At 70.0% G+C, this 26,961-nt stretch carries 23 protein-coding genes; 7 read left to right on the forward strand and 16 right to left on the reverse strand.

What is annotated here, in order from left to right; all coding sequences use genetic code 11:
• Nucleotides 1–64: 64 nt before the first annotated feature.
• Nucleotides 65–1,039 (reverse strand): oxidoreductase, encoded by a 975-nt coding sequence (locus tag BpN12_RS07400; RefSeq protein ID WP_246791802.1) that lies wholly within the window; start codon nt 1,037–1,039, stop codon nt 65–67.
• Nucleotides 1,040–1,288: 249 nt separating this feature from the next.
• On the opposite strand from BpN12_RS07400, the gene BpN12_RS07405 reads away from it, so the two are divergent.
• Nucleotides 1,289–1,702: a MarR family winged helix-turn-helix transcriptional regulator gene (locus tag BpN12_RS07405; RefSeq protein ID WP_246791803.1), complete on the forward strand. Its 414-nt coding sequence runs from the start codon at nt 1,289–1,291 to the stop codon at nt 1,700–1,702.
• Nucleotides 1,703–2,107: 405 nt separating this feature from the next.
• A complete protein-coding gene (locus BpN12_RS07410; RefSeq protein WP_246791804.1) occupies nt 2,108–3,292 on the forward strand; it encodes a thiolase family protein in 1,185 nt (394 codons plus the stop codon).
• Between the two features lie 146 nt (nt 3,293–3,438).
• On the opposite strand, the gene BpN12_RS07415 is transcribed toward BpN12_RS07410, so the two are convergent.
• A complete protein-coding gene (locus BpN12_RS07415; RefSeq protein ID WP_246791805.1) occupies nt 3,439–5,085 on the reverse strand; it encodes a hypothetical protein in 1,647 nt (548 codons plus the stop codon).
• 247 nt (nt 5,086–5,332) lie between these two features.
• On the opposite strand from BpN12_RS07415, the gene BpN12_RS07420 reads away from it, so the two are divergent.
• The gene (locus BpN12_RS07420; RefSeq protein WP_246791806.1) at nt 5,333–6,490 is read left to right on the forward strand and encodes a zinc-binding dehydrogenase; all 1,158 of its coding nucleotides are present in this window, start codon (nt 5,333–5,335) and stop codon (nt 6,488–6,490) included.
• Nucleotides 6,491–6,586: 96 nt separating this feature from the next.
• On the opposite strand, the gene BpN12_RS07425 is transcribed toward BpN12_RS07420, so the two are convergent.
• From BpN12_RS07425 to BpN12_RS07455, 7 genes are all read right to left on the reverse strand, one after another.
• Complete coding sequence (locus tag BpN12_RS07425; RefSeq protein WP_246791807.1) at nt 6,587–7,633, reverse strand: ABC transporter substrate-binding protein; 1,047 nt, start codon at nt 7,631–7,633, stop codon at nt 6,587–6,589.
• Between the two features lie 59 nt (nt 7,634–7,692).
• Nucleotides 7,693–8,871, reverse strand: a complete 1,179-nt coding sequence (locus BpN12_RS07430) for an NAD(P)/FAD-dependent oxidoreductase (protein WP_246791808.1) — start codon at nt 8,869–8,871, stop codon at nt 7,693–7,695.
• Entirely contained in the window at nt 8,864–10,348 is a 1,485-nt protein-coding gene (locus BpN12_RS07435) for an FAD/NAD(P)-dependent oxidoreductase (RefSeq protein ID WP_246794652.1), read from the reverse strand. Before BpN12_RS07435 ends, BpN12_RS07430 begins: the two co-directional genes overlap by 8 nt.
• Nucleotides 10,349–10,383: 35 nt before the next feature.
• Nucleotides 10,384–10,821, reverse strand: coding sequence for a (2Fe-2S)-binding protein (locus BpN12_RS07440; RefSeq protein WP_246791809.1), 438 nt, complete (start codon nt 10,819–10,821; stop codon nt 10,384–10,386).
• 70 nt (nt 10,822–10,891) lie between these two features.
• The gene (locus BpN12_RS07445) at nt 10,892–11,686 is read right to left on the reverse strand and encodes an ABC transporter permease (protein WP_246791810.1); all 795 of its coding nucleotides are present in this window, start codon (nt 11,684–11,686) and stop codon (nt 10,892–10,894) included.
• Between the two features lie 54 nt (nt 11,687–11,740).
• Entirely contained in the window at nt 11,741–12,637 is an 897-nt protein-coding gene (locus BpN12_RS07450) for an ABC transporter permease (protein WP_246794653.1), read from the reverse strand.
• A gap of 10 nt (nt 12,638–12,647) precedes the next feature.
• Entirely contained in the window at nt 12,648–13,730 is a 1,083-nt protein-coding gene (locus BpN12_RS07455; RefSeq protein ID WP_246791811.1) for an ABC transporter ATP-binding protein, read from the reverse strand.
• A gap of 274 nt (nt 13,731–14,004) precedes the next feature.
• Here BpN12_RS07455 and BpN12_RS07460 point away from each other — a divergent pair, with 274 nt between their 5' ends.
• Together BpN12_RS07460 and BpN12_RS07465 are read left to right on the forward strand one after the other, a co-directional pair.
• Nucleotides 14,005–14,892: an IclR family transcriptional regulator gene (locus BpN12_RS07460; RefSeq protein WP_425306250.1), complete on the forward strand. Its 888-nt coding sequence runs from the start codon at nt 14,005–14,007 to the stop codon at nt 14,890–14,892.
• 242 nt (nt 14,893–15,134) lie between these two features.
• Nucleotides 15,135–15,785: an HAD hydrolase-like protein gene (locus BpN12_RS07465; RefSeq protein WP_246791813.1), complete on the forward strand. Its 651-nt coding sequence runs from the start codon at nt 15,135–15,137 to the stop codon at nt 15,783–15,785.
• A gap of 210 nt (nt 15,786–15,995) precedes the next feature.
• Here BpN12_RS07465 and BpN12_RS07470 read toward each other — a convergent pair whose 3' ends face one another.
• A complete protein-coding gene (locus tag BpN12_RS07470) occupies nt 15,996–16,847 on the reverse strand; it encodes a LysR substrate-binding domain-containing protein (RefSeq protein ID WP_246791814.1) in 852 nt (283 codons plus the stop codon).
• Between the two features lie 119 nt (nt 16,848–16,966).
• Here BpN12_RS07470 and BpN12_RS07475 point away from each other — a divergent pair, with 119 nt between their 5' ends.
• Both BpN12_RS07475 and BpN12_RS07480 read left to right on the forward strand, forming a co-directional pair.
• Nucleotides 16,967–17,671 carry a haloacid dehalogenase type II gene (locus BpN12_RS07475; RefSeq protein WP_246791815.1) on the forward strand — a complete coding sequence of 235 codons (705 nt, stop codon included), beginning with the start codon at nt 16,967–16,969 and terminating at the stop codon, nt 17,669–17,671.
• Nucleotides 17,672–17,746: 75 nt separating this feature from the next.
• Nucleotides 17,747–18,532 carry an aldolase gene (locus tag BpN12_RS07480; RefSeq protein ID WP_246791816.1) on the forward strand — a complete coding sequence of 262 codons (786 nt, stop codon included), beginning with the start codon at nt 17,747–17,749 and terminating at the stop codon, nt 18,530–18,532.
• 55 nt (nt 18,533–18,587) lie between these two features.
• Here the strand turns inward: BpN12_RS07480 and BpN12_RS07485 are convergent, their stop codons facing one another.
• The 6 genes from BpN12_RS07485 to BpN12_RS07510 form a co-directional block, all read right to left on the reverse strand.
• Nucleotides 18,588–18,929: a VF_A0006 family four-cysteine protein gene (locus BpN12_RS07485; protein WP_246791817.1), complete on the reverse strand. Its 342-nt coding sequence runs from the start codon at nt 18,927–18,929 to the stop codon at nt 18,588–18,590.
• 152 nt (nt 18,930–19,081) lie between these two features.
• Nucleotides 19,082–19,621: a hypothetical protein gene (locus BpN12_RS07490; RefSeq protein ID WP_246791818.1), complete on the reverse strand. Its 540-nt coding sequence runs from the start codon at nt 19,619–19,621 to the stop codon at nt 19,082–19,084.
• A complete protein-coding gene (locus tag BpN12_RS07495; protein WP_246791819.1) occupies nt 19,608–21,512 on the reverse strand; it encodes a TIGR02594 family protein in 1,905 nt (634 codons plus the stop codon). The genes BpN12_RS07490 and BpN12_RS07495 overlap by 14 nt, the downstream gene beginning before the upstream one ends.
• Before the next feature lie 37 nt (nt 21,513–21,549).
• Nucleotides 21,550–22,101 carry a hypothetical protein gene (locus BpN12_RS07500; RefSeq protein WP_246791820.1) on the reverse strand — a complete coding sequence of 184 codons (552 nt, stop codon included), beginning with the start codon at nt 22,099–22,101 and terminating at the stop codon, nt 21,550–21,552.
• A 3-nt stretch (nt 22,102–22,104) separates the two neighbouring features.
• Nucleotides 22,105–25,134: a type VI secretion system Vgr family protein gene (locus tag BpN12_RS07505; RefSeq protein ID WP_425306251.1), complete on the reverse strand. Its 3,030-nt coding sequence runs from the start codon at nt 25,132–25,134 to the stop codon at nt 22,105–22,107.
• Nucleotides 25,135–25,849: 715 nt separating this feature from the next.
• Nucleotides 25,850–26,875, reverse strand: a complete 1,026-nt coding sequence (locus BpN12_RS07510) for an aldo/keto reductase (protein ID WP_246791822.1) — start codon at nt 26,873–26,875, stop codon at nt 25,850–25,852.
• Nucleotides 26,876–26,961: the final 86 nt, after the last annotated feature.

A 26,961-nucleotide genomic window follows, 5' to 3' on the forward strand; every position in this document is an offset into this window, starting at 1 on the left:
GCCGCGTTGTCCGCGGCTTCGCTGTCGTGCTTCACTACAGCCTTACACCGATCTCGCCGCGCGACTAGATTACGAAATCCACGCCCGTCATCCGCTCGCTCAGCGTCCACAGGCGCCGTGCCGCCTCGCCGTCGATCGCCCACGGCAGCACGCCGTCGAGCGGCTCGTGGTCGGCCGGCACTGCCGCCGCGATGTCGTTGTCCTCGCAGTACACGCCGCCCAGCGCCGCCAGCGCCGGGCTCGTCGCGCACCAGACGGTGGTGGCCGCGCCCTGCTCCGGGGTCTTGTAGCTCGCACGCAGCGCGGCCGGGATCTCGCCGTTCGCGTCGCGCCAGCCGAAGCGCTGCATCTCCTCGAGCGGAATCGAGCGCTGCAGGCCGGTCTCGATCCGGCCCGGATGCACGGCGAACGCACGCACGCCATGCCCGCGCGCGCGGCGGTCGAGTTCCACCGCGAACAGCACGCCGGCCGTCTTCGATTGCGCATAGGCGATCCACTTGTCGTAGTCGCGCCGCCGGAAGTCGGGATCGTCGAAATCGAAGGCGGCCCACCGGTGCGCGCCCGACGACAGCACCACCACGCGCGCTCCCTCGGCCTGCCGCAACGCGGGCCACAGTCGCGCGGTCAGCCGGAACGGTCCGAGATGGTTGGCGGCCAGCTGCGCCTCGTGGCCTTGCGCCGTGTAGTGCAGCGGCACGGCCATGATGCCGGCGTTGTGGATCAGCAGCGGCAGCGGCTGCCCGCCGGCCAGGTATTGCGCGGCGAACGCGTCGATCGACCCGGCGTCGAGCAGGTCGAGTTCGGCGACCGTGGTGCGCGGCAGGTCGCGCAGCGCCTCGCGCGCCTTCGCCGGCGTGCGCGCCGGCACGATCACCTGCGCCCCGGCCTCGGCCAGCGCGCGCGTGGTTTCGAGGCCGATGCCCGAGTAGCCGCCGGTGACGATCGCGGTCGTGCCGTGCAGGTCGATGCCGGCCACGACCTCGCGCGCGGTGCGGGTCGCGTCGAAACCGGACTGGATGGGCGTTTGCATGCTCGACATGGGGGAAAGCTCCTGAAGTGACGAGGGCCCGGGCGGGCCGGAGCCTGCGATGATCGGGCAGCCGGCGCGCCTTTCCCATGCTGGTTCGTGCGCGATTCCTTGTCGATCGTTCGGCCTTGCCGTTCGCCGTTCGCCGTTCGCCGGTGCCACCACCGTCGCCCGCGCATGCCTCGCCGGTCCGCCGATGCCGATGCCGCCCCGGGACGCCTCGGCTTGCGCGGCGCAACATGCGGGTATATGCTCGCGTCCATGAACACGCCTTGCCTCTGCACCGATCTGCGCCAGGCCACGCGCCGGCTGACCGAGTCGTACGATGCCGCGCTGGCGTCGCTCGGCATCAACATCGCCCAGTATTTCCTGCTGCGGACCATCGCCGGGTATCAGCCGGTGAGCCTGACGGAGCTGGGCCGCCAGGCCGAGCTGGACCGCTCGACGGTCGGGCGCAACGTGAAGGTGCTCGAACGGATGGAGCTGGTGGGCACCGGCCGCGAAGGCAGCGACCTGCGCGAGGCGCTGGTGTCGCTGACGCCGGCGGGCAAGGCGCTGCTGCGCAAGGCCACGCCGGCATGGGAGCGCTGCCAGCAGGGCATCGAGGCACGGCTTGGCGCCGGCAACGTCGAGGCGCTGCGGACCGCGCTGGTGCGGATCGACGCGGTGCTCTGATCCCGGCGCGGCGGCGGCGCGCGGTTCCCGATACATGCGCGGCCGGCGCGAGGACGAACCGGACGGCGAACGCCGTCGCAATGCGGGTACCTGCCCGCGAACCGAGGCCGGCGCTCGCGCCGCCGCCCTCGCCCCCGAACATGGAGCGCACGACATGAACGCTCGACGGCCCGGCAACGCGGCGGTTCGACGTGGCCGCCCGACCCCGGGCGTCCCCCGGCCCGGCCTGTCCCGCCGGCGTGGCGGCAGCCGCCGCGCCATGGCGGCCACGGCTCATGGCCCGGCCCCATCGCCTCATCCCGTTTCCCGCGCCGCGACCGGCGCCGTGTCGCGAGCGGACCACCGCCCGCCCGGCGCCGCCTCGCGCCCCCTGCCCTCATCGCATCCGACTCCGGAGGTTTCATCATGACGACTCGCGACATCGTTCTTGCCCATCCCGTGCGAACGGCCATCGGCACCTACAACGGCACGCTGAAGAGCGTCCCCGCCACCGAACTCGGCAGCGTGGCGATCCGCGAAACGCTGCGGCGCGGCGGGCTCGACGCCGCCGAGATCGGCGCGGTGATCATGGGCAACGTGGTGCAGGCCGGCAACCGCATGAACCCGGCGCGCCAGGCCTCGATCGGCGGCGGTCTGCCGGTGGAAGTCCCGGCGCTGACGGTCAACCGCGTCTGCGGCTCGGGCGCCCAGGCCATCGTCAACGCGGCGATGGAAATCGCCTATGGCCTGCACGACGTGGCGATCGCCGGCGGCATGGAGAACATGGACCGCGCGCCCTACCTGCTCGACGGCGGCCGCTGGGGCTACCGGATGGGCGACGCGAAGATCGTCGACAGCATGCTCGGCGACGGCCTGCTCGACGCGTTCTCGGGCGAGCATTCGGGCTGGCATACCGAGGATCTGGTGGCGCGCATGGGCCTCACGCGCGCCGAGCAGGACAAGTTCGCCGCGCGCTCGCAGCAGCGCTTCGCGGCGGCGCAGGAAGCCGGCCGTTTCAAGGACGAGATCGTCGCCGTGGAGATCGCGGGACGCAAGGGCGTGCAGCGCTTCGAGACCGACGAGGCGCCGCGCCCGGAAACCACCGAGTCCGTGCTCGCGAAGCTGAAGCCGGCGTTCCGCCCCGAAGGCACGATCACGGCCGGCAATGCGCCGGGCCTGAACAGCGGCGCGGCGGCGATGATCGTGGCCGAGCGCGGCTTCGCCGAGGCGCGCGGGCTCGCGCCGCTCGGCCGGCTGGCCGGGTTCGGCGTGGCCGCCGTGGAGCCGGGCATGTTCGGCATCGGCCCGGTGCCGGCCGTGCGCAAGGCGCTGGCGCTGGCGGGCTGGTCGCTCGGCGACGTCGGGCGCGTCGAGATCAACGAGGCGTTCGCGGCCGTGCCGATCGCCGTGGCGCGCGAGCTGGGCCTGTCGCTCGACATCGTGAACGTCGAAGGCGGCGCGATCGCGCACGGCCACCCGATCGGCGCGACCGGCGCGATCCTCGTCACGCGTCTGCTGCACGCGATGCGCCGCGACGGCATCGCACGCGGGATCGTGACGCTCTGCATCGGCGGCGGGCAAGGGATCGCGCTGGCGCTGGAAGCGCTGTAAGCGTTATCGCGGGCGGACGCCCGGGCGGCTTGCGGGCCGCCTGAGCGGCACTGTGGCCCGCGAGTTTCGAGGTGGGCGGCCGGCCGCCTCGTCCGCGAGCCTCGCCGTTCCGTCGTGGTGCCGGCCGTGAAGACGTGCGCCGCCGCTTACTCCTTCTTCAGCTCCTCAGCCGCCTGCTCGATCATCTCCCGCATCTTCTCGAGCTCGGCCTGCATGTTCGACTCGGGCGAGCCGTCATGCATGGAAAGGCGCCCCTCCTTGCCGAACGGGTTGCTCATGAACGGCGGCATGCCCATCGGTGCGAAATCGTCCAGCGAGACCGTCTCTTCCTTGGCCGGCGTTTCGGGCGTCGTGGCGTGTTCGTGTTGCTTGATGGCCGATTCATCGATGAACGGCGGCATGCCCATCGGCGCGAAGTCGTCCAGCGAGACCGTCTCTTCCTTGCCCGACGTCGCGTGTCCGCTTTGCTTTCCGGTCGATTCGCCGATGAACGGCGGCATGCCCATCGGCGCGAAATCGTCCAGTGAGACTGTCTCTTCCTTGGCCGGCGTCGTGTGTCCCGTTTGCTTGCCGGCCGATTCGCCGATGAACGGCGGCATGCCCATCGGCGCGAAATCGTCCAGCGAAACCGTCTCTTCCTTGCCCGACGTCGCATGTCCACTTTGCTTGCCGGCCGATTCGCCGATGAACGGCGGCATGCCCATCGGTGCGAAGTCGTCCAGCGAAACCGTCTCTTCCTTGCCCGACGCTTCGGACGCAATGAACGGCGGCATGCCCATCGGCGCGAAATCATCCAGCGACAGCGTCTCCTCGTTGCCCGGCGAAAGCGGCGACGGCGGCTCCGAGAACGCGCTCATCGACGTGGCGGACGACGTCGACGACCACGGCGAGGACAGGCTCGAAGACGAGGCCGTGGAAGACGAGGCGATGGACGCGCTGCCCGACGACAGGCGCCGCGGCGGAATCTTCAGCGGCGGCAGGCTCGGACGCTGGCGCGCGGACATCGCCGACGGCGACGGCGGCGTGGACGGTCGCGAGACCGACGAAGCCGCCGAACCATAGGCCCGTTGGAGTGCCTGCGGGCTGACCTTCACGCCGGCGTCGAGCGCGCTGTCCACGCGCGCCCGGAACGCGGCCTGCTCGCTCGTGCCACCGGACGCGGGCCGGAGGCTTTCGGCGATCGCCGCCTGCAGCGCCGGGTCGTAGGCGCTCTCGAGCGCCTGCTGGCTGACCTTCACGCCCGAGTCGAGCGCGCTGTCCACGCGCGACTGCAGGCTGACTTGCGGTTCGGCCGGCTGGCCCGCGCCGTCCGGCATCGACGCCAGGCTCGCCGCGATGCCGGCCGCGAGCGCCTCGTCGTTGGCTTCCTGCAATCCCTGCTGGCTGACGCGCCGGCCCGCCTGCGCGGCACTCGCGAAGCGGGCCTGCTGCGGCGTGAGCGCGCTATGCCGGACGCCCGGCTCGCCGCCGCGCTCCATGCTCTTGAGCCCGGACAGCATCGAATCGGGCCGGCCCTGGCGCGAGGGCATCGGCGGCGCTTTCGCCTCGGCCGGCTGCCGGTCGGTGGGCGACAGCGGACGGCTGAGGTCGGTACTCGATATGCGTGTCGGTTTCATTCCGGATTCGGCAAGGTTCCGCGGTAGGCCCGATGGCGGCGGCGGTGCTGGCGCATTTGCGATGGCGCATCTGCGATGCGCGCCATGCCCGCTACGAATCAGCCAGATATAACAGCCGACGTGACCTGCTGCGGCCAGAGTCCGAAGCCGCAAGCCGCCTTGCGAAGTTTCCGGCACGGCACGCGGCAGGCTCCGCCGCCGGCACCGACCTTGTCGCGCCGCGCCCGGATTTCCGACCCGATTGCCACGCCAGGCGACCGGGGCGGGCCATTTTGTCGGTTGTCGTTTGCGCGCGGCGGGCCGACACTGCCGGATACGCCGATCGGGCCGCGCGCCCGGTTCCCGCGAGTCTCTCCATTCCCGCGCATCGGGCGCCGCCGCCCGCCGCATCCGCCCGCCCATCTCCACGGAGCCGCTCATCGACATGCCCACCGATACCTCCCGCATCCCCGCTAATGGCCTGGAACTGCGTTCGCTGATCACCGCGCAGGGCGAACTGCGGCTCTGGTTCGAACGCGTTCCCGTCCCGACCCCGTCCGCTGCCGAGATCGTCGTGCAAATCGAGGCCGCCCCCGTCAATCCGTCCGACATCCTGACCCTGCTCGGGCCGGCCGACATCGCGACGCTGACCCGCGAAGCCAGCGCCGGCAGCGCCGCGCCAGTCACGACGGCCACCGTCCCCGCGGACCAGCTGCCCTCGGTAGCCGCGCGCCTGGACCTGCCGCTCGCGATCGGCAACGAAGGCGCCGGCACCGTGATCGCCGCCGGCGAGCAGGCGCGCCACCTGCTCGGGCGCCGCGTCGGGCTGCGCAGCCTGCACGGCACCTACGCGCAATACCGGCTGGCCGCCGCGGCCGAGGTGGTGGTGCTGCCCGACGGCACCGCGGCCGAGGCCGGCGCGTCGGCGTTCATCAATCCGCTGACGGCGCTGTCGATGCTCGAAACGATGCGCACCGAGGGCCACACGGCGATCGTCCACACGGCGGCGGCCTCGAACCTGGGGCAGATGCTGGTGAAGCTGTGCGCGGCCGACGGCGTGCCGCTCGTCAACGTGGTCCGCAGCGCCGCGCAGGCGGAGTTGCTGCGCGGGCTCGGGGCGCAATGGGTGCTGGACAGCTCGGCGCCCGATTTCGACGCGGCGCTGGTGGCGGCGGTCGACGCCACCAGCGCCACGCTCGCGTTCGACGCAATCGGCGGCGGGGACATGGCGCAACGGCTGCTGGTCGCGATGAGCGAGGTTGCCACGCGCCGCATGACGCGCTACGACCGGTATGGTTCGCCCACGCACCGGCAGGTCTACCTGTACGGCACGCTGGACCCGCGCCCGACCGTGCTCGACCGGCGTTTCGGGATGGCCTGGGGCGTCGGCGGCTGGCTCGTGACGTGGCGGCTGCAGCAGTTCGGCCCGGCCGTGGCGGCACGCATGCGCGAGCGCATCGCGGGCGAGCTCGGCACCACCTTCGCGAGCCGCTACAACGAGCGGATCGCGCTCGAACAGTTGATCGATCCCGACACGATCCGCCGCTTCGCGAAGCGCGCCACGGGGGAGAAATTCCTGGTCGTGCCGGCGCCCTACGCCTGAGATCGCCGGGCCCGCCGATGGCTGACTGCGATCGGCGGCGCCCGCGCAGCGGTCACGGCGCCCCTCGCCGCCCGCTTGCCGGTGCTCAGCTCCGGCTCACTGCTCGATCTGCCGGTTCCAGCGCGCGTCCCACTGCGCGCGATGCGCGTTGATCGCATCCCAGTCCACCACCGTCACCTTCTTCACGAGCTGGTCGAGGTCGCCGAGGCTCTTCTGCATGTCGGGCGGCATGCTCGCCTGGCGGTTGGTCGGAATCTGCTTGCCGGCCACCGCGGCCTTGGTCTGCGCCGGCGCCGACAGCAGGAACTGCGCGAGCTTCTGCGCGAGTTGCGGATCGGGGTTGTTCTTCACGACGCAGAGGTCCACCAGCAGCAGCACCGCGCCCTCCTTCGGCGCCGCGTAGGCCACCGGCAGCCCCTTGTCCTTCAGGTCGCCGACGCCGGTGGGCGTGAGCGGGAAGATGGCCGCCTCGCCGGTCTGGATCATCTCGGAGAGCTTGGCCGAGTTCGGGATGTACTCGGCCACGTTCGGCCCCACCGTGCTGGCCCATTTCGTGAAGCCGGGCTCGACGTTGTTCTCGTTGCCGCCGAGCAGCCGGTTGATGGCGAGGAAGCCGTGCAGCCCGAACGTGCTGCTCGACGCCGACTGGAACACCACCTTGCCCTTGTATTTCGGATCGGCGAAATCCATCCACGAGGTCGGCGGCGCCCAGCCCTTCGCGGCGAACAGCCTGGTGTTGTAGCCGATGCCGGTCATGCCGAGCTGCACGCCCGCGCCGATGTCGCCCTTCATGCGCGCGAACGGATACAGCTCCTTGAGCACCGGCGCGTCGTCGAGCTTCTCGCACACGCCCATGCTGACCGCGCGCGCCATCACGCCGTCGTCGAGGAACACCACGTGCATCTGCGGGTTGGCGCGGTTGGCCAGCAGCTTGGCGAGCACGTCCGACGAGGTGCCCGGCACCACCACCACGCGGACGTTGTTGGCCTTCTCGAAGTCGGGCAGCACGCCGCTCGTGTAGGCCTTCTCCATCGGGCCGCCGTTCATGCCGATGTAGATCGTTTTCGTCTGCGACCAGGCCGGCAGCGTGATGCCGAGCGCGAACAGCGCCGCGAGCGATGCGAGAGTGCGTGACAGTTTCATCGTGGATCTTCCTTGGGGCGGGTGGGTCTTGACGGGAATGACGATAACGATGCCGGATGCTATCGGGGCGTGAGGTCGGCCGCCGTCGCGCCGGAGGCGGGTTCGGGCGCCGGCTCGGAGGCGGGCTCGGCGCCGGCCGTGAAGCGCGCGATCGAGAACGCCGCGATCGGCGTCTCCGTCTCGCCGCGCACGATCAGCTCGGCGAGCAGGTCGCCCACGCCCGGCGCGAGCAGGAAGCCGCCGCCCGAGAAACCGAACGCGTGCAGCAGGCGCGGGGTCGTGCCGCTCGGCCCGATCACCGGATTGCTGTCGGGCGTCTCGCCCTCCACGCCGCTCCAGGTGCGGATCAGCAGCGCGTCGCGCAGGCCCGGCAGCAGCGCGCAGGCCTCGCGCATCACGGCGCGCGTGGCGTCGGCCGACGGCCGCGCGTATTCGCCGTCGCCGTGGCCGCGCCCGCCGCCGATCACGCAGTTGCCGCGCGCCACCTGCCGCGCGTAGACGCCCCCGCCCACCACCCCGAGGTTGTGCTCGATGAACGGCGGCAGCGGCTCGGTCACCCACATGTTCGGATAGATCGGCCGCAGCGGCACGGCCTCGCCGAAGCGGCCGGCCACGGTGTTGCCCCAGGCGCCGGCGGCGTTCACCAGCCAGTCGGCCGTGACGCGCCGGCCACCCGCCTGCAGCACGAAGCGCGTGCCGTCGAACTCGACGTCGGACAGCTCGGTCTGCTCGTAGAGATCGGCGCCGGCCCGCCGCGCGGCGGCGGCGAAGGCCGGCGACACGAGCCGCGGGTTGGCCTGGCCGTCGTCTGCGCAGAGCGCGCCGCCGATCGCCTGCGCGCCGAGCCACGGATAGCGGCGCCGGAACGCCTCGCCCGACATCACCTGCGAACGCACGCCATAGCCGCTCGCCATCGCGGCCCAGGCATGCAGCGCGTCGAGATCGGCCTCGCGCCGCGCGAGCCGCAGGTGGCCCGACACGACCAGTTCGCCGTCGCTGCCGATCAGCTCCGGCAGTTGGTTCCAGATCCGCCGCGCGCGCGTCGCGAGCGGCAGCTGTTCCTCGGGGCGCCCCTGGGTGCGCACCCCGCCGTAGTTCACGCCGCTTGCCTGCGCGCCGCAGAAGCGCCGCTCGAACAACGCCACCGGCACGCCCTGGGCCGCGAGCGAGCGCGCGGTCGAGGCGCCGACCAGTCCGCCGCCGACGATCGCCACGTGGTAATGCCGCGCCTCACTCATCGTGGGCCTCATCGTCGCGCACCTGCACCGCGTATTCGAACAGCATCGGCGAGATCGGGATCGGCTTCACCGGCGCCTGCCCGCGCGGCCGGCCCACCTGATCGAGCGGCCGGCCGGTCTCGGCGGCCAGCAGCGCCATCGCCGACTCGCCGCACATGCGGCCCTGGCAGCGCCCCATGCCGACCCGCGTGAGCGCCTTCAGGCGGTTCACCTCGCCGGCCATCCCGCCGCGCACGCATTCGCGCAGCAGGCCCGCCGTGAGCGCCTCGCAGCGGCAGACGATGGTCGCGTCGGGCCAGCGCGCGGCGGCGTCGGCCGGCGGCGCGAACGCCGCCTCGATGCCGGCGCGGAACCGCGCGATCCGCGCGAGCCGCCGCTCGATCGCGGCCGGGCCGAGGCGGCCGAAGCCACGGGAACCGCCGGCGCCGCCGGCCGCCTCGCGCGGCGCGGCGATGCCGAGATCCTCGAGCAGCGCGAGCGCGGCACGCCGGCCCGCCAGCTCGGCCGCGTCGGCACCCGCGATGCCGGCGCCGTCGCCGGCCAGATAGACGCCGGGCACCGAGCCGCGGCCGGCCGCGTCCTTCCACGGCAGCCAGCCGCGGCGCAACGGATCGAACTCGAAGCGGCAGCCGGCCAGGTCGGCCAGCTGCGTCTCGGGGCGCAGGCCGAAGCCGAGGCCCACCGCGTCGCAGTCGGTATGCCGCTCGATGCCGTCGGCGCTGCGCCAGCACAGGCGCTCCACCGCCTGCTCGCCGTCGATCGCGTCGAGCGTCACGCCCGACACCACCGGCACGCCGTGCGCGCGCAGCCAGCCGAGGTAATAGAGGCCCTTGGCAAACGTGGACGGCTGGCTCAACAGCTTCGGCACGGCCGCCGCCTGGCGCCCGAACGGGCTGGTGTCGAGCACCGCCGCGACCTGCGCGCCGGCCCGTGCGTATTGGTAAGCCACCAGATACAGCAGCGGCCCGGTGCCCGCGAACACGGTGCGCCGGCCGATCGCGCAGCCCTGCGCCTTCAGCGCCACCTGCGCGCCGCCGAGCGTGTAGACGCCGGGCTGGGTCCAGCCCGGCACCGGCACGACACGGTCGGTCGCGCCGCTCGCGATGATCAGGTGGGTCCATGGCAGCCGCGCCTCGCGGCCCGCGCGCAGCGTGTCGAGCCAGCCCGGCTCGCACGACCAGACCAGCGTATCGGGCCGGTAGTCGAGCTGCGGCAGCAGCCGCGCCATGCAGGCGTGGACCGCCTCGGCCTTGCGCGCCTCGAAGCCGTAGAGCGCGGCCTTGCCGCGCGTGAAGCCGGCGTCGGCCGGCGGCTGCCGGTAGATCTGGCCGCCCCAGCGCGCGTTCTCGTCGATCACGGTGGGCCGGATACCGGCCGCGACGAGCGCCTCGGCCGCCCGAATCCCGGCCGGCCCCGCGCCGACGATCACCACGCGCGGCTCGGGAGCGCCGTCGTCCCATGACTCGCAGGCCGGCATCAGGCCGTCGTCGAGGTTTTCGTCGAGGGTCATGCTCATCGCGCGCCTCCGTCGTTGCCCGGGTTTGCCGGTCGAGCCGAGGCGGCGACCTCGCCCACCGGCGCGGCCGCCATCGCATCACCACCCCCCGCCGTCCAGACGGCGCGCGTCACCACCCGCATCCCCTCGCGCAGCGGCGTCGAGCAGGCGCGCAGCCGCGTGCCGTCCTCGGTGCGCACCCAGCAGTCCTGGCACGCGCCGATCAGGCAGAAGCCCGCGCGCGGGCCGTCGCCGAACTCGCTGTCGCGCAGATGGCGCTGCCGGGTGAGGATCGCGGTCAGCAGCGTGTCGCCGGCCAGCGCCTCGACGGCCACGCCGTCGAGCACGAACGGCACGCGCGCGCGGTCGGTCTCGGCCACGCGCACGAGTTGCGGCCCGGCCGGCGGCGGCGGAAAAACGGGCGGGTTGGCGGGCGGACTGGCGGGCTGGCTCATCGATGGAAACGCGCGAGGCGCGAAGAAGGAATCGAACGGGACACGACGGGGCAACCCCGGGCGCGGCGCATCAGTGCTGCCCGATCAGGACGCGGTTCAGGCCGTACACGCGGTCGAGGATCAGCATCGCCGCGGCCGTGATCGCGATCACCAGCGTCGAGACCGAGGCCATCATCGGATCGATCGACTCGGTCGCGTACATGTACATGCGCACCGGCAGCGTGACGGTCTGCGGCGAGGTGATGAAGATCGACATGGTCAGCTCGTCGAAGCTGTTGATGAACGCGAGCAGCCAGCCGCCCGTGATGCCCGGCACGATCATCGGCAGCGTGATGCGGCGGAACGTGGTCCACGCGTTCGCGCCGAGCGAGGCGGCCGCGTGCTCGGCGCTGCGGTCGAGCCCGGCCACCGCGGCCAGCACCAGCCGGATCACGAACGGCGTGACGATGATCGTATGCGCGAGCACCAGCCAGCCGAACGAGCCGGTCACGCCGATCAGCGCGAACAGGCGCAGCAGCGCGATGCCGAGCACGAGGCCCGGCACCACCAGCGGCGAGAGCAGCAGCGCGTTCAGGAACGCGCGCCCCGGAAAGCGCGCGCGGCCGATCGCGAGGCCCGCCGGCAGCGCCAGCGCGAGCGACAGCGTGGCCGACGCGAACGCGAGCCTGACGCTGTTGCCGAACGCGCCGATGAAGTCGGGATAGTCGAGGATCGCGCGGAACCAGCGCAGCGACAGGCCGCGGGTGGGCAGCGTCAGCGTCTCGTCGGGCGTGAACGCGACCAGGATCACGATCACGAGCGGCGCGAGCATGAACAGGATCACGAGCGTATGGAACGCGAGGGCGAGCGGACCGTTTTTGCGCATGGCGGTGGCGTCGTTGGCTGGGCGGGATCGGGCTTGGCTGGACGGTGGCGCGCGTCAGCCGAGGCTGCGCGTGTAGCGGCGTTCGAGCACGCGGTAGTAGGTGAGCATCACGATCAGGTTCGCCGCGAGCAGCAGGATCGCGATGGCCGCGCCGAGCGGCCAGTTCATCGAGCTGAGGAACTGGTCGTAGACGGCGGTGGCGGCCACCTTCAGGCGCCGCCCGCCGAGCAGGCCCGGAATCGCGAACGCGCTGGCCGACAGCCCGAACACCATCAGGCTGCCCGACAAGATGCCCGGCATCAGTTGCGGCAGCACGATCCGGCGCAGCGTGGTGGCGGGCGAGGCCATCAGCGACAGCGCCGCGTGCTCGGTCTGCGGGTCGAGCCGCTGCAGCGCCGTCCACACCGGGATCACCATGAACGGCAGCATCACGTGGACCAGCGCGATCACGATCGCGAAGGTGGTGTATTCGAGCTTGTACGGCCCGCGCCCCACCAGCGCGAACAGCTGGTTCACGAGCCCGTTGGTGTTGAGCAGCATGCTCCAGCCGAACGCGCGCACCACCACCGACACCAGCAGCGGCGCGAGGATCACGAGCAGGCAGGCCGAGCGCCACGGATCGCGCATGCGCGACAGGATGTAGGCCTCGGGCGTGCCGATCGCCACGCACAGCAGCGTGGTGAGCGCGGCGATGCCGAAGGTGCGCAGGAAGATCGTGTGGAAATACGACTCGCGCAGCACTTCCAGGTAGTAGGCCGGATCGAACGCGGCCACCGGCCCGCTCGACGGATCGAAGCGATAGAACGACAGCAGCAGCGTCATCGCGAGCGGCACCAGCACCAGCGCGACGAACAGCAGGCACGCCGGCGTGCTCATCAGCCACAACGGCAGCCACGCGCGCCAGCGCGGGCGCACCCGGCCGCGCGCGGCGCCCGCCTCGCGGCCGGCCATACTCAGCGCGTCATCCACGGGCGCCCTCCTGGCCGATCACGCGCATCGCGTCGCCGCGCCAGTCGATGCCGACCACGGCGCCCTCCGCGAGCGGCTCGTCGCCCTCGTTCTGGCAGCAGGCCAGCATCTCGCCCGCGCGGCTGTCGAGCCGGTACAGCCACTGGCTGCCGAGGAAGAAGCGGCTCGTCACGCGCCCCGCGATGCGGCCCGTGCCGGCCGCGCCGAGCGTGAGCTTCTCGGGGCGGATGCAGAGCGTGACCGCCTCGCCGGTGCGCAGCGTGCGCGTGCCGGCCGGCGCGCAGACCGCCTCCGGCAGCGCGTCGCCGAGGTCGATGCGCAGCCGCTCGCCGTCGTGCTTCACCACCTTGCCGTTGAGCAGGTTGGTCTTGCCGATGAACTGCGAGACGAAGCGATTGCCCGGATGTTCGTAGGCGTGATATGGCGTGTCGACCTGCGTGATGCGGCCCGCCTCCATCACCACCACGCGGTCGCTGATCGACAGCGCCTCCGCCTGGTCGTGCGTGACCATCACCGTGGTGGTGCCGAGCTTGCGCTGGATCGCGCGCAGCTCGAACTGCATCTCCTCGCGCAGCTTCGCGTCGAGATTCGACATCGGCTCGTCGAGCAGCAGCACCGGCGGCGCGATCACGATCGCGCGCGCGATCGCCACGCGCTGCCGCTGGCCGCCCGACAGCTCGCGCGGAAAGCGCTGCGCGTAGGCGTCGAGCCGCACCAGCGAGAGCGCCTCGCGGGTGCGCTGCTCGCGCTCGGCGCGGCTCACGCCGCGCATTTCGAGGCCGAAGCCGACGTTCTGCTCGACGCTCATGTGCGGGAACAGCGCGTAGCTCTGGAACACGATGCCGAGGCCGCGCCGGTTCGGCGCGAGGCGCGTGATGTCGCGACCGTCGAGCGTGATGGTGCCGCGCGTCGTTTCCACGAAGCCCGCGATCATCTGCAGCGTGGTGGTCTTGCCGCAACCGGACGGCCCGAGCAACGACACGAACTCGCCTTTCTCGACCGACAGGTTGATGCCGGCGACGGCCTGCAGGTCACCGAACGACTTCGAAACATCCGTCAACGTGAGGAACGACATGGTCTGGCCTTTCGGTGCCGCGGCACCTTCTGAAGCGGTTGCATTCCGGTGAACCGACTCTATCCGTTCAAATTTTTCGACGTCAACGCGAAATTCCGGATGGCGACATTAGTTTCTGATTTATTCCGCTGGATAGAATCCTTGGGACAACACCTTGCCGAATCGTTTCGTCCAGCGATCTTCGGGCGAACCCTGAGCAACCGGCCGTGCAAGCGCCGGCGCAACGCGGTACAGTCGGGGCGCGCCGGACGCAGCGCAACCGGCATTCCGCTGGATGGAATCATTCGAGGCCAACGTGAAAACCACACGAGAAGACAACGGCGGCGCCGACGACACGCGCGGCCCCGGCGTGCTGCAGCGCGCGTTCGCCGTGATCCGCGCGCTCGGCGAGCATCAGGCCGAGGGCAGCCGCGTGACCGCGCTCGCGAAGACGGTGGGCCTCACGCAGGCCACCGTCCATCGCATCCTGCAGGGGCTGATCGCGGAGGAAGTGGTCGAGCAGGACGAGCGCACGCGGCGCTACCGGCTCAGCGTGGCGTTCTTCGCGATGGCCGCGCAGGCCGGCAACCCGAACGGCCTGCGCACGCTGTGCCGCCCCGCGCTGCTGCGGCTCTGCGCGAGCCTCGGCGACTCGATCTTCCTGCTGGTGAAAAGCAGTTTCGATGCCGTCTGCCTCGACATCTGCGAAGGGCCGTTCCCGATCCGCTCGTTCACCGGCACGATCGGCGGGCGCGTCGCGCTCGGCATCGGCCAGGGCAGCCTCGCGATCCTCGCGTTCCAGCCCGAAGCCGAGCGCGAGGAAATCATCCGCTTCAACGTGCCGAGGCTGCGCAGCTACGGCGTGCTCGACGAGGTCTACCTGCGCACCGAGATCGAACGCGTGCGCGCGCTCGGCTTCGCGGGGCGCAACAGCGGCGTGCTGGAGGACATGGCCGGCGTGGCCGTGCCGATCTTCGACCAGCATCGCTGCGCGGTGGGCGCGTTGAGCGTGGGCACGCTCTCGACGCGGCTCACCGAGGAGCGCCTGCCCACCGTCGTGCAGCTGCTGCAGCGCCAGGCCGAGATCATCGGGCCGCAGATGAACCCGTTCGACGCCGCGATGCGCGACCCGCTGCAGCGGCTCACGCCGGAGTTCGCCGCACGGGCGAGGAGCGCCGTATGAACGGCGGAGCGAACCGCGCGGATAAAACACGCGCGGCGCGCGCCGCCGCGTATGCCGTGCCCCGTCCGGCGCGGGCTCGCGCTTGACGCCCGGCCGACTCACCGCGAAGATGGCGGCTCCGTGATCGGGCGTGCGTCGGCCCCCGGCCACGTGGTTGGCCGTCGGCGTTCGCCGGCAGCCGCCCCGTTCCGATCGATTAACCACCCTTGCCTTCCCGGCCGCGCCCCGCGCCGCCGCCACCGATGACGCTGCGCCTCGCCCTGTTCGATTTCGACGGCACCCTCGCCGATTCCTACCCCGTGTTCGCCGATTCACTGAACGGCCTCGCGGCCCGCCACGGCTTCCGCCAGACCGCCGGCGACGACCAGCGCAAGCTGCGCGGCCTCAGCGCGAGCGAGGTGCTGCGCGAACTCGCGCTGCCGATCTGGAAGGTGCCGGCCGTGCTGTCCGACGCGCGCCGCATCATGAACGAGCGGATCGACGAGGTGCGGCCGTTCCCGGGCATCGAGGCGGCGCTGCATGCGTTGATGGACCGGCAGGTCGCGGTGGCCGTGGCCACCTCGAACTCGCAGGACAACGTGCGCGCCGTGCTCGGCGACGCGCTGGTCGAACGCTTCGCGGCCGTCGAATGCAGCTCGTCGCTGTTCGGCAAGTCACACCGGCTGCGCACGATCCTGAAGACCACCGGCATCGACGCCGCGCACGCGATCTACATCGGCGACGAAATCCGCGACGCCGAGGCGGCCGACGGCGTCGGCCTGCGCTACGGCGCGGTCGGCTGGGGCTATACCGATCTCGATGCGCTGCTGGCGAAGCGACCGCATCAGGTGTTTCGCGAGCCGGCGGAGCTGCTCGCGCTCGGCGACGGCACGGCGCGGCAGGCGAACGCCTGAACGCGTCTGGCGCGCGGACGCCGGCGCTCAAGTGCCTTATCGTTGTCCGGTTCGCGGCGCGTCGTATGCAGTGGCGGCGATTGGGACTCATCCATGCTCGTCGACCCGTGCCGGCTCGTCGGAACGAAGCGGTTCGCTCCAGCCGCCGGCGCGCGCTCGCGTGCCCCGCCCCCGCCTGCAAGCCGCCATCGATGCCCCGTCAACCCACCGTCAAGCAGCCAGCGCCCGCGCGAGAAACCCGACCAGCGCGCCCTGCACCTCGTTGAGCGCCTGCCCCGCGCTGACGAGCGCGAGCTCGGTGGACGGCAGCGCCGGCAGTGCCTCGCAGACGCGATGCTCGGGCAACAGCGCCGTGCTCGGCAGCACCGTCACGCCCAGTCCCGACGCCACGGCGGCCTGGATCCCCGTCAGGCTGTGGCTGCCGAACGCGATGCGCCAGCGCCGCCGCGCGTGATCGAGCCCGCGCAGCGCGCGCTGCCGGTACAGGCAGCCTTGCGGAAACAGCGCGAGCGCGATCGGCTCACCGCTGTCGCGGGCCGGCAGCTCGGCTTGCCGGCCGCTCGCCCACACCAGCGTCTCGGGCCAGGCCGCGAGGCAGTCGCCGCTGTCGGGCTCGCGCTTGACGAGCGCGATCTCGATCTCGTCGGCGGCAAGCTTGCGGCGCAGGTCCGTGCTCATGCCGGCCACGGTTTCGAGCCGCGCGTCCGGCCGCTCGGCGGCAAAGCCGGCGAGGATCGCCGCCATCCGCCGTGCGTCGAAATCCTCGGGCACGCCGAGCCGCAGCGTGGTGCGCCGCATGCCGCTCGCGAGCGCATCCTGCGCCTCGTGCGACAGCGCCAGCAGCCGGCGCGCGTACTGCGCGAGCAGCTCGCCGTGCTCGGTCGGGGTCACCTGATTGCCGCTGCGGTCCCGCAGCAGCAACGGGTGGCCGACCATTTCCTCCAGCCGCCGCACCTGCTGGCTGACCGTCGACTGGGTGCGATGCACGCGCTCGGCCGCGCGCGTGAAGCTGCCCTCGTCCACCACGCACAACAGCGAATTCAACAGTTCCAGGTCGAGCATGGCCGACTCTCGTTATTCGATTTTCCACTGAGAAGACGATTCTAATTTAATTTCCCCGATGAGCGGGCCGCGCGTAGCCTGTCGTCTCCGATCCATCCCGACACCTGCCCGGAGCCGCCATGTCGCTCGAAAACACGCCTCGCCCGAAGTGGTTGACCTTCGACTGCTACGGCACACTGATCCAGTGGGACGAGGGCCTGCGGGCCGCCGTCGCCGGGATCGTCGCGCGCAAGGGCGCGCCGCACATCGAGCCGGCGGCGCTGATCGCCGCCTACGACCGTCACGAGCATGCGCTCGAGCAGACGCCGCCGCACCGCTCGTTCCGCACGCTGGCCGGCGAGGCGCTGAAACTCGCGCTGGCCGAGTGGAACCTGCCCGCCGACGACGGCGACGCGCGCGGCCTGACCGACGCCATCGCGGCCATGCCGCCGTTTCCCGAGGTGGTCGGCGCGCTGCGCGCGCTCAAGGCCGCCGGCCATTCGCTCTGCATCGTGTCGAACACCGACGACGACGTGATCGCCGGCAACGTCGCGCAACTGGGCGGCACGATCGACCGCGTGATCACCGCGCAGCAGGCCGGCGCCTACAAGCCGAGCCGGACCATCTTCGAATACGCGCACGCTCGGCTCGGCGTGACGCGCGAGCAGGTCGTGCATATCTGCGCGAGCCCGCACCTGGACCACGCGGCGGCACGCGACGTGGGCTTTCGCTGCGTGTGGATCGACCGCGGCACCGGCCGCGCGCCGCTGCCTGACTACACGCCCGACGCCACGCTGCCCACGCTCGATCGCTTACCCGCGCGGTTCGCGTCGCTTGGCTGGTAGGCGCGCCACGCGAGCCGGGGCGGCGCGTTGGTAAGCTTATGTCTTTACGATTGCGGTTTCGCGGAGGGCGAGCAGATGGCACATCAACTCAATATCGACACCGGCACGAGCGGGCGCCGCGCCGGGCTCGACTCGGACGCGGTGCGGGCCGCTCGCATCGAACTCGCGGCCTGTTTCCGGCTGGCCGCGCAACACGGCTTCGAGGAAGGCATCTGCAATCATTTCTCGGCGGTGGTGCCAGGCCATGACGACCTGTTCCTCGTGAATCCGTATGGCTATGCGTTCGCGGAGATCACCGCGTCGCGGCTGCTGGTCTGCGATTACGACGGCAACGTGATCGAGGGCGAAGGCCGGCCCGAGGCCACGGCGTTCCACATCCACGCGCGGCTGCACCGCGCGATGCCGCGCGTGAAGGCGGCCTTCCACACCCACATGCCGAACGCGACGGCGCTGTGCCTGCTCGAAGGCCCGCCGCTGCTGTGGCTCGGGCAGACCGCGCTGAAGTTCTACGGCCGCACCGCCGTGGACGAGCAATACAACGGCCTCGCGCTCGACGCCGCCGAAGGCGACCGGATCGCGGCCGCGCTCGGCGACGCCGACGTGCTGTTCCTGAAGAACCATGGCGTGATGATCGCGGGCCCGAACATCGCCGAGGCCTGGGACGATCTCTACTACCTCGAACGCGCGGCCGAGGTGCAGCTCAAGGCGATGCAGAGCGGCCAGCCGCTGAAGACGGTGCCGCGCCACATCGCGCAGCGTGCCTACGAACAGATGCGGCTCGGCGATCCGGCCAGTGCGCGCGCGCATCTGGACAGCGCGATGCGCCAGCTGCGCGCGGCCGGCAGCGACTTCGAACGCTAAGCGGGAGCGGGATCGGGCGGCCGAACCATGAGGCGGCCGGCCGGCGGCAGCGGGTTCAGTCGAAATGATCCGAATCGGTGCTCTGCCGGCGGCACGCCTGCACCACCGGCCCGATCGCGGCGTTGCTCTGCACGCCCGGCAGATGCGCGAGCAGGCAGCGGTGGAACGAGACGTCGGTGGGCGTCAGCATGGCCCAGCGCCGGTAGAGACGATCGCACGAGGTGCGGATCATCTCGACCACGTTGCGGTTCCAGGTGTTCGACACGGTATTGAGGATGCATTCGTTGTAGTTCGCTTCCTCGTTGAACGCGAACGCGGGGCTGGCCGTGGCCGCCGCCAGCGCGGCCAGCAGCATGATGCGGGTCACTGCCCGATGGATCGGATGGATCGATTTCATGAGCGCGCCCGCCGGAGGAAGCATGAATGTCGAACGACGATGATAGCGTTTCGTCAGACTGTTGACAGCTTGCAACGCAGCAAGCCGCCGCCAGTGACGATAACGCCCGGCGGCGCGCGTTTATTCCATCGCGCCGGGCTGGCCCCGGCGGATCACGGCTGGCATGCCTCCATGCCCACTTCGATACCTTGCAACTGCACGCGCCCGTTCGTCTTCACGAACGAGAAGCTCATCGCGCGCGTGCGGGCGCCGGCGATGCAGGTATGGCGCTCGTCGTCGAAACTGAACGTCGATACGCACCGGTTCGCCGGAAACACGCTGGCTTCCTTGACCGCGTCCGGGTGGCGGTCGCGCCCCGGGTAGTACAGGTAGTGGGCGCTGTGAGCGGTGCGGAACGGCGCGAAGTATTCCGGATGCTGGCTCGCGTAGGTGGCGAAGCTGCGCGCGCGCGTGGGGCCGTCGGCCTTCGCCAGCTCGGGGCGCATCAGGTCGACGATGTTCGTGTCGAGCCGCATGTCGGGCGCCGCGTAGGCGGCGAAGCCGTCCGGCGACGGGAATTTCGTCCAGAAATCGGTATCGAGCTTCGTCACCTCGGCCTGCGTCAGGCAATCGGCGCCGGCCGGTGCGCCGGCCGCGTGCGCGAGCGGCGCGGCGCAGGCGAGCACCACGCACAGCAGGTCAGCGATCCGCATTGGCTTTCTTCCTGGCGAATGCAATGTGAAATTCCTCGTTCAGTTTGGCGGGCGTGGATACTTCGAGTTTGGTGCCTTTCGCGAGTTCCTCCTTCGCGAACTGCAGGTAGGTGGCGGGCACGAAGAAGCCTTTCAGTTCCGCGGCCTTCTGCATGCCGAAGTTGATCGCGTCGCTCTGGTTGCCGCCGAGCAGGATCGGCGCGCCGGCGCTGGTCTGGGCGTAGACGAACGCGGCGTGGCCTCCCTTCGGATGCTTGTAGACGGCGACGGCGCCGAACACCGGCTTGTCGATCTTGACGAAGTTCTTGCTGAATCGAAACGACTGCGAATCCATCGGCGCGGCCGTCTTCGGATACTTCGCGCTCTGCAGACACCAGTTGACGAACGACGCGCACCACGGATTGCTGTTGCCGACCAGTGACTTCAGCGAGCCGCCCACTTCCTTGTGGTAGTTGATCGTCTTGGTGATCACGTCCTCCTTCTGGCCATGCCAGAACTTCGCCTGCTGCAGCGCGAACTCCATCCACGGCGCTTGCGGCGAGGCGGCCGGCACGAACGCCACCGGGTGGCCCTGGCCGAGCTTGCTGCGGTCGAGGACCACGGCGGGGCCGGCGGTCGGGGGGGAGGCGGTCGGCGAGGCTGATGATCCCGACGCGGCCGGTGTGGCTGGTGTGGTCGAGGCAGCGGTCGGCGCCGGCGCGGCGCTGGCAGGAGCCGATGCTGGAGATGCTGCCGGAGCCGACGAGGCCGGCGCGGCGGCCGTGCCCGAGCCGCCGGCGGGCTTCGCGAAATCGTCGATGCTGACGGCTTGCCCCTGCCCCGCGGACGCAGTCCCGGACGATGCCGGCGCGGGCGTGCTCGTGGTGCTTGCCGGAGATGCCGCGCTCGCGGACGCCACCCGGTGCGTGGCGGCCGGCTTCACCGCCACCGGATTCGGCGGCGCGGCCGGCGCATCGTGCGGCTTCTTCGCGTTGATCATCAGGTAGTCGCCGGCGAAGATCCGCGACGACTTCAGATGGTTGTCCGCCTCCAGCTGCGCGACGCTGACCTTGAACTTCTGCGCGATCCTGCCGAGCGTGTCGCCCGACACGATCCGGTAGCGAAAGCCGGGGATCGCATCCCGCCTGACGGTGTCCTTCACGTAGTGCGCGCTGGTGGGCGCGGTGGTCTGGAACAGGTCCTGGAAGAACACGTAGGCGGCCGAGGCGTTCTGCGTGGTGATCTGCCCGATCTGCTTCAGGCCGTCCTTCGCGTGGTCGACGAGGAACTGGATCTGCTGCCCGGCCGATTCCATCGGCAGCAGCGGCAGCTGGCCGAGCGCGTTGGTGGTCAGCACCGTCTTCTTCGCGCCGGCCTGCACCGTCACCTTCTGGTTCGGGATCGGCTTGGCGCCGTCCGACAGCGTGACCGACGCGGTGCGGATCCAGCGCTCGTGGCGCGTCTTGATCCGCGCGTTGTAGCCCTCGTGCTTCTCCATCACGTTCATCATCGAATCGAGATCGGCGTCGCTCATGGTGTTGAGCACGCGCGTGCGGGCAAAGCCGGTGCCGTTGCAGATCGCCTGGATGTAGGCCTCGGTATTGTTCTCGCTGGGCGGCGCGTACACCTGCATCGCATCCGAGATCGACATGTCGTTGTACTTGCGGCGCAGCAGCGCCTTCTTCTCCGCGCGGCCGGTGTCGTAGTCGGGGAAGATGAAGAAGTCGCCGCTCGCGGTGTTGCCCACGCCGATCGAGGTCAGCACGTACTTCGACTTCGGCCGCAGGTTGCCCGGATTGTTGAAACGCCAGGCGATGGTGCCGCCGCTGCGCAGCAGGATGTCGCCGTTGTCGGCGACGTACTGCACGGTCAGCGTCGCCTTGTCGTGGGTCGCGGAGATGAACTTGGTCATGTTCGTCGGGATGCGGATGGACGCAACGCGTTCGGGATCAGTGCAGCGCCTTCGCGGTCTCGGCCAGCGCGCGCTCGACGGTGTAGTTCTGCTGCTCGCTGTAGGCGCCCTGCGCGACCGGCGCGAAGTACCAGCGCCATTGCGCCTCGTCGCCCTCGACCAGCCGGTAGGTACGCGTGGTCACCGCGGCGGGCCGGTTGTAGCCATGCACGGCGTCCTTGTGCGCGGTCACGAGATAAGTGCTGGCGCCTTTCACCGCCACCACCGCGTCGGTCAGGATCTCGCCGCCGCCGTTGAACGTGCTGAAGTTGAGGCGATAGTCGTTCAGCTTCTTCGGATCGTCGACGATCGGCGCCAGGTACAGCGCGTTGTCGCTGGCCTGCACGTAGAACGCGTAGTTCAGGTAATGCAGGCGCGAGTTGTCGTCGAGCACGCCGGCCACCATCATCAGCTTGCCGCCCTTGATGTCCCAGCGCGTCGCGCCGCTCTGATACTGCTCCGCATGGGCCGTACCCTGCGCCAGCACGCCCAGCGCGGCGGCCGCGAGCGCCGCGGCCATCACGCGCGAGCCGGACTTCGTCGTCTTCATGGTTTACTGCTCTCCTTCGCTAACCTGCGCCAGCACGGCCGGCGTCAGCAGCGCCGCCAGATGCTGGCTGTCGATGAACTGGCCTTCCTGCTGTTCCGCCGGAAGGAAATACGGATCGTCCTGCGGGCTCAGCGTGGCATCGGTGTTGGTGCGCACGGTGCCGTCGGCATCGTCGGTGCCGTCGGCGTCCTCGGCGGCGGCCGGCGTTGAAGCCGTCGATGCGGACGGCCCCGCCGCGCCGCTCGCGGCGGCAGGTGTCGATGTCGATGCCGCCGCCGTGGTGCCGGTCGCGGTGCCGGCGGCCGGCTCCGCACCGGGCGTCTCGGCCACCACCTCGTGAGTTTCCCATTTGCCGGTGCCTACCTTCAGCACCAGCGTCTGCGCGGCGTCCACGAGCGTGCGCGGCAGCCGGCCGTCGGCCCCGATCTGCCCGGCGGCCAGGACCTCGCTCGCGCCGTTGACGATCTGGTACGGCTTGTCGGTCCAGCCGATGTCGTCGGCCAGCTGGTCCGCGCCGAAGGTCGCGAAGCGCAGGCTCTGCTTGCCGATCAGTTCGCCCTGCGGCAGCGGCGGCAGCGGGTAATTGGTGCCCTGCGGGCCGGCGAACAGGTGCTCGGCGCCCTTCACGTCGACCTTGCCCGGCGCGTGGATCTCGATGTTGCCGTCCTTGATGCGGATATAGGCATTGCCCGAGGTCAGCAGGATGCCGCCCTTCGCGGCCACCTCGACGCCCGCGCCCGAGGACAGCACCTTCACGGTCTGCTGCGCGATCAGCTCGATGTTGTCCGAGTGCGCCTGGATCTCCACCTTGCCCTTGCCAGCGAACAGCTTCATCCCGGCGCTCTGCACGAATAGGCTCAGTTTCTGCGCGACGCTCGCGATCAGCGACTTGCCGGCCGCGAGATGCATGCTCTCGCCGCTGACCAGGTTGACCTGCCGGTCCGCGTGGATCTGCGCGGCCTGCTGCGTGGACAGGCCGATCCCGGCCGGGCTGCCGAACATCATCACCGGCTCGGCGAACGCGTTCGCGCTGCCGATGCCGCCGCCCGCGGTGCGTCCGCCCAGCGCCGCGCCCGCCGCGTCGAGCCGGGTCGCGTCGAGCAGCGTCTTGAGCGCCGCGCGCCCGCTGTCGAGCCCCTCGGCGTGATGCTCGACGCCGGCCTGCGAGAGCGTGTCCATCAGGCTGCCGGCGCTCTCGAGCTGACGCTGCGTTTCGCCCGCGTCGAGCGGCTGGCTCGTGGCGCCCTTCGCGTGGGTGGTCACGTACAGGCCGCGGTTGGCGCGCACCGCGCCGTAATGATCGGTGCGCAGGTCGAAGCCGCTGCCGAGATAGTTGCCGCGCAGGTTGCCCTGCTGGTCGATCAGGTAGCCGAGGTGCAGCGCCGTGCTGCCGATGCTGCTCGCGAGCTTCGCGCGATTCTGGCCGGTGGCGTCGTCGAGCACCAGCTCGTTGAAGCCGCTGCCCGCGTATTCCTTGGTGCGAAAGCCCGACAGGATGCCGTTGCTGTGCCACTGCGGGCGCGTCTTGCCGTTGAACACGCGGAACAACACGATCGGCCGGTCGCAATCGCCGCCGAAGTAGCCCACCCCCACTTCCTCGCCGACCCGCGGCAGATGCACGCCGCCGTAGCCGCTGCCGGAATCGGACTGCGCCACGCGCAGCCAGCACGAGGCGCGCTCGTCGCCGTCGTTCTGGCGGTCCCAGTGGAAGCGCACCTTGACCCGGTTCAGCTCGTCGGTATATACCTCCTCGCCGCTCGGGCCGACCACGGTGGCGGTCTCCAGATGCATCTCCGGCTTCTCGTGCTCGAGCGGGCTGCGATACGGAATGGTGGTGCGCTGGGCCTCGATGTCGACGTGATAGAAGCCGGTCGAGCCGTCCGCGTGCGCGACCGGCTGCGCCTGCCCGCCGCTCGCCGCGCGCGCGAACTCGGGCGCTTCAGCAAGGCTATGCGGAAAGCGGAAGTCGGGGATCGCCACGTTGTTCTGGATCGTCCAGCGCACGTCGATCGCCACGAACTCGCGCTGCTGGGCGCGGTCGCGATCGTGCTCGGGATGGCCGTTCAGCACGAAGCGGCGCCCCGCATCGATCGCGCGCAGGGCGCCGCTGCCGTGGAAGCGCTTCGCGCGCGATTCCCATTCCTCGACCTGGATCTGCGACAGCGATTCCCCGCGCTCGTGCTCGGCGTAGGCATAGGCGCCGGTGTATTCGTACACCTCGAGCTGTTGCGGCAGCTCGCCCTGATCGGCGCGCGTGGGCAGCGTGGTGCCCTTCGGGTTGTACGGCGTGGACGGATTCTTGTAATCGAACGTGCGCGTGGTGTGATGGGCGCTCTGCAGCATGCGCGAGCCGGCCCAGTGCCCCAGCGCGTCGGCCTCGACGTGGGAGCCCTGGCGCTGGAACCCGACGTCGAACGGCGCCGGCGTCGCGTACAGCGCGTCGACGATCACCATCGTCTGCGAGCTGCCGTCCGAGGCATATTCCCAGTAGCAATAGAGCCCTTCGGACTCCATCATCCGGTGGACGAAGTTCCAGTCGGTCTCGTGCTGGCGGCAATACGAGCGCGCCGGCAGCTTGCGCGACAGGTCGAAGCGAAAGCGCCCCTGCAGCTGCGGATGCCGGTTCAGCACGTCGGTGATGATCGCGTCGGCGGCCTGGTCCTGCCAGTAGCGCTCGTCGCGCCGGTAGTGCAGGAAGTGCAGCGCCGAGGTGAAGCGCAGCTGGTAGAGCGTCATCGCGCCGTCCGAGCCGAGCCGGCGCGCCACCAGCACGTAGCCCTGCACCGGGCGGTAGCTGCCGTCGCCCTGCTGGATCCATAGCGTGACCGGCTGCGCGATCAGCGCCTTCAGTTCGAGGTTGCTGACCGTCGAGACGACGTCGAGCGTCCATTCGACGTCGCGGCCGAGCCGCGCATGGCCGACCGCACGCGAAACGATCAGCGTGTCGGCCGGCAAGGTCGTATCGAGTTTGAGCAACCGGTCCTGCTGAAGCAGACCGCCGCGTAGCGCGGACATTATCGATTGAATATCCACCTGCAACCCCATTCTTATTCGCGTTCTGGCGTGCCCCCCCGGGCCACGCGATTCTACGCATTCCCGAAACAAGGCGCCATACTGTTGCGTAGATATTGGAGAAATTCTTTTAAAGCTGGGTGGTTGCGGTGGTGTGGCGGCGGGTGTTGACCGGATTGGGCTGCGGCGATTCGAAAATCGGGAATAAATTGCCGGATGCGAACCGCGATTCAGTACTTATTTCCTGGTCGTCCGCAGCCTTGGCAGGCCTGCCGGCCGGGCGACAGCGACCATTCGTCATATTTTTTCCGAATCGCCGACACGCGCCGATGAGATGCGCGATAAGCACGCGTTGGCCAATACTTTTCAGGTTTCATTTCCGGAATCAATCAATTCGGTGTTGATTCGAATTCATCGAATCGGCTGGAATCGGTTATTTGAAATGATTCATTCATTGTTTTCGTTTCAAACGTAAAAATGATGAATCAACCATCACCAATGACGCCGGAAAGCGGGCCACCGAGAGCGCCCAAGGCCGCCGCGCCGGCGGACTCCATTCCCGTCGACATGGTCGAATTGCGAGCGGCCGGCACGCATGACGGCCGCCGGGCTCAAACAGAACTCGGTAACAGACCGCATGCCGCAAAGAAAACGGGCGCCAGAAAAACGCCCGACGAATGCCTGAAATGCCGATCAAAAAATCATGCCGGCAGTGGCGCCCGGCCCGGCACCCGCCTCAAACCGGCGACGGATTCCGCTCCTCGAACCCGGCCTGATGCCAATACGGATAAGCCGGCTCCACGCGGCTAGCCGCATCGAGCTTTGCCACCTGCTCCGGCGTCAGATTCCAGCCGATCGCGCCGAGGTTCTGCCGCAGTTGCTCCTCGTTGCGCGCACCGATCAGCACGGTCGCCACGGTGGGACGCTGCAGCAGCCAGTTCAGTGCGATCTGCGGAATCGTCTTGCCGGTCTCGGCGGCCACCTCATCGAGCGCGTCGACCACGCGGTACAGATACGCCTCCGGCACCTGCGGTCCCTTGTCGGCGGTCTTGTGCAGCCGGCTGGTGGCCGGCAGCGGCTGGCCGCGACGGATCTTGCCGGTCAGGCGACCCCAGCCGAGCGGGCTCCACACCACGGCGCCCACGCCCTGGTCGAGGCCGAGTGGCATCAGCTCCCACTCATAGTCGCGGCCCACCAGCGAGTAGTAGGTCTGGTTCGCGACGTAGCGCGGATAGCCGTAGCGATCGGCCACGTCGAGCGACTTCATCAGGTGCCAGCCCGAGAAATTCGACACGCCGATGTAGCGGATCTTGCCCGCGCGCACCAGATCATCGAGCGTCGAAAGCACTTCCTGCACCGGCGTCTTCGCATCGAAACCGTGCAGCTGGAACAGGTCGATGTAGTCGGTCTGCAGGCGCTTGAGCGCCGCGTCGACGGAGTTGATCAGGTGGAAGCGCGACGAGCCGACGTTGTTCGGGCCGTCATCGAAACGAAAGGTCGCCTTGGTCGAGATCAGCGCCTTGTCGCGGCGGCCCTTCAGCGCCTCGCCGAGCACTTGCTCCGAGGCCCCGCCCGAATAGATGTCGGCGCTGTCGAACATGGTCAGGCCGGCGTCGAGGCAGATGTCGACGAGGCGGCGCGCCTCGGCGACGTCGGTCTCGCCCCATGCCTGGAAGAATTCCCCCTTGCCGCCGAACGTGCCGGTGCCGAAGCTCAGTACCGGAACCTTGAAGCCTGATGCGCCGAGATGTCGATATTCCATGCCAGTTCCCGAAAGTAGGTTGTAACGAGCGTGGCCGCGCCGCGCGATTCCTCGCCGGCGCGCCCGCCTTGACTGGCGATGCGCCA

It is taken from the genome of Burkholderia perseverans, from assembly GCF_022870505.1.
Classification (GTDB): Bacteria; Pseudomonadota; Gammaproteobacteria; order Burkholderiales; family Burkholderiaceae; genus Burkholderia; species Burkholderia plantarii.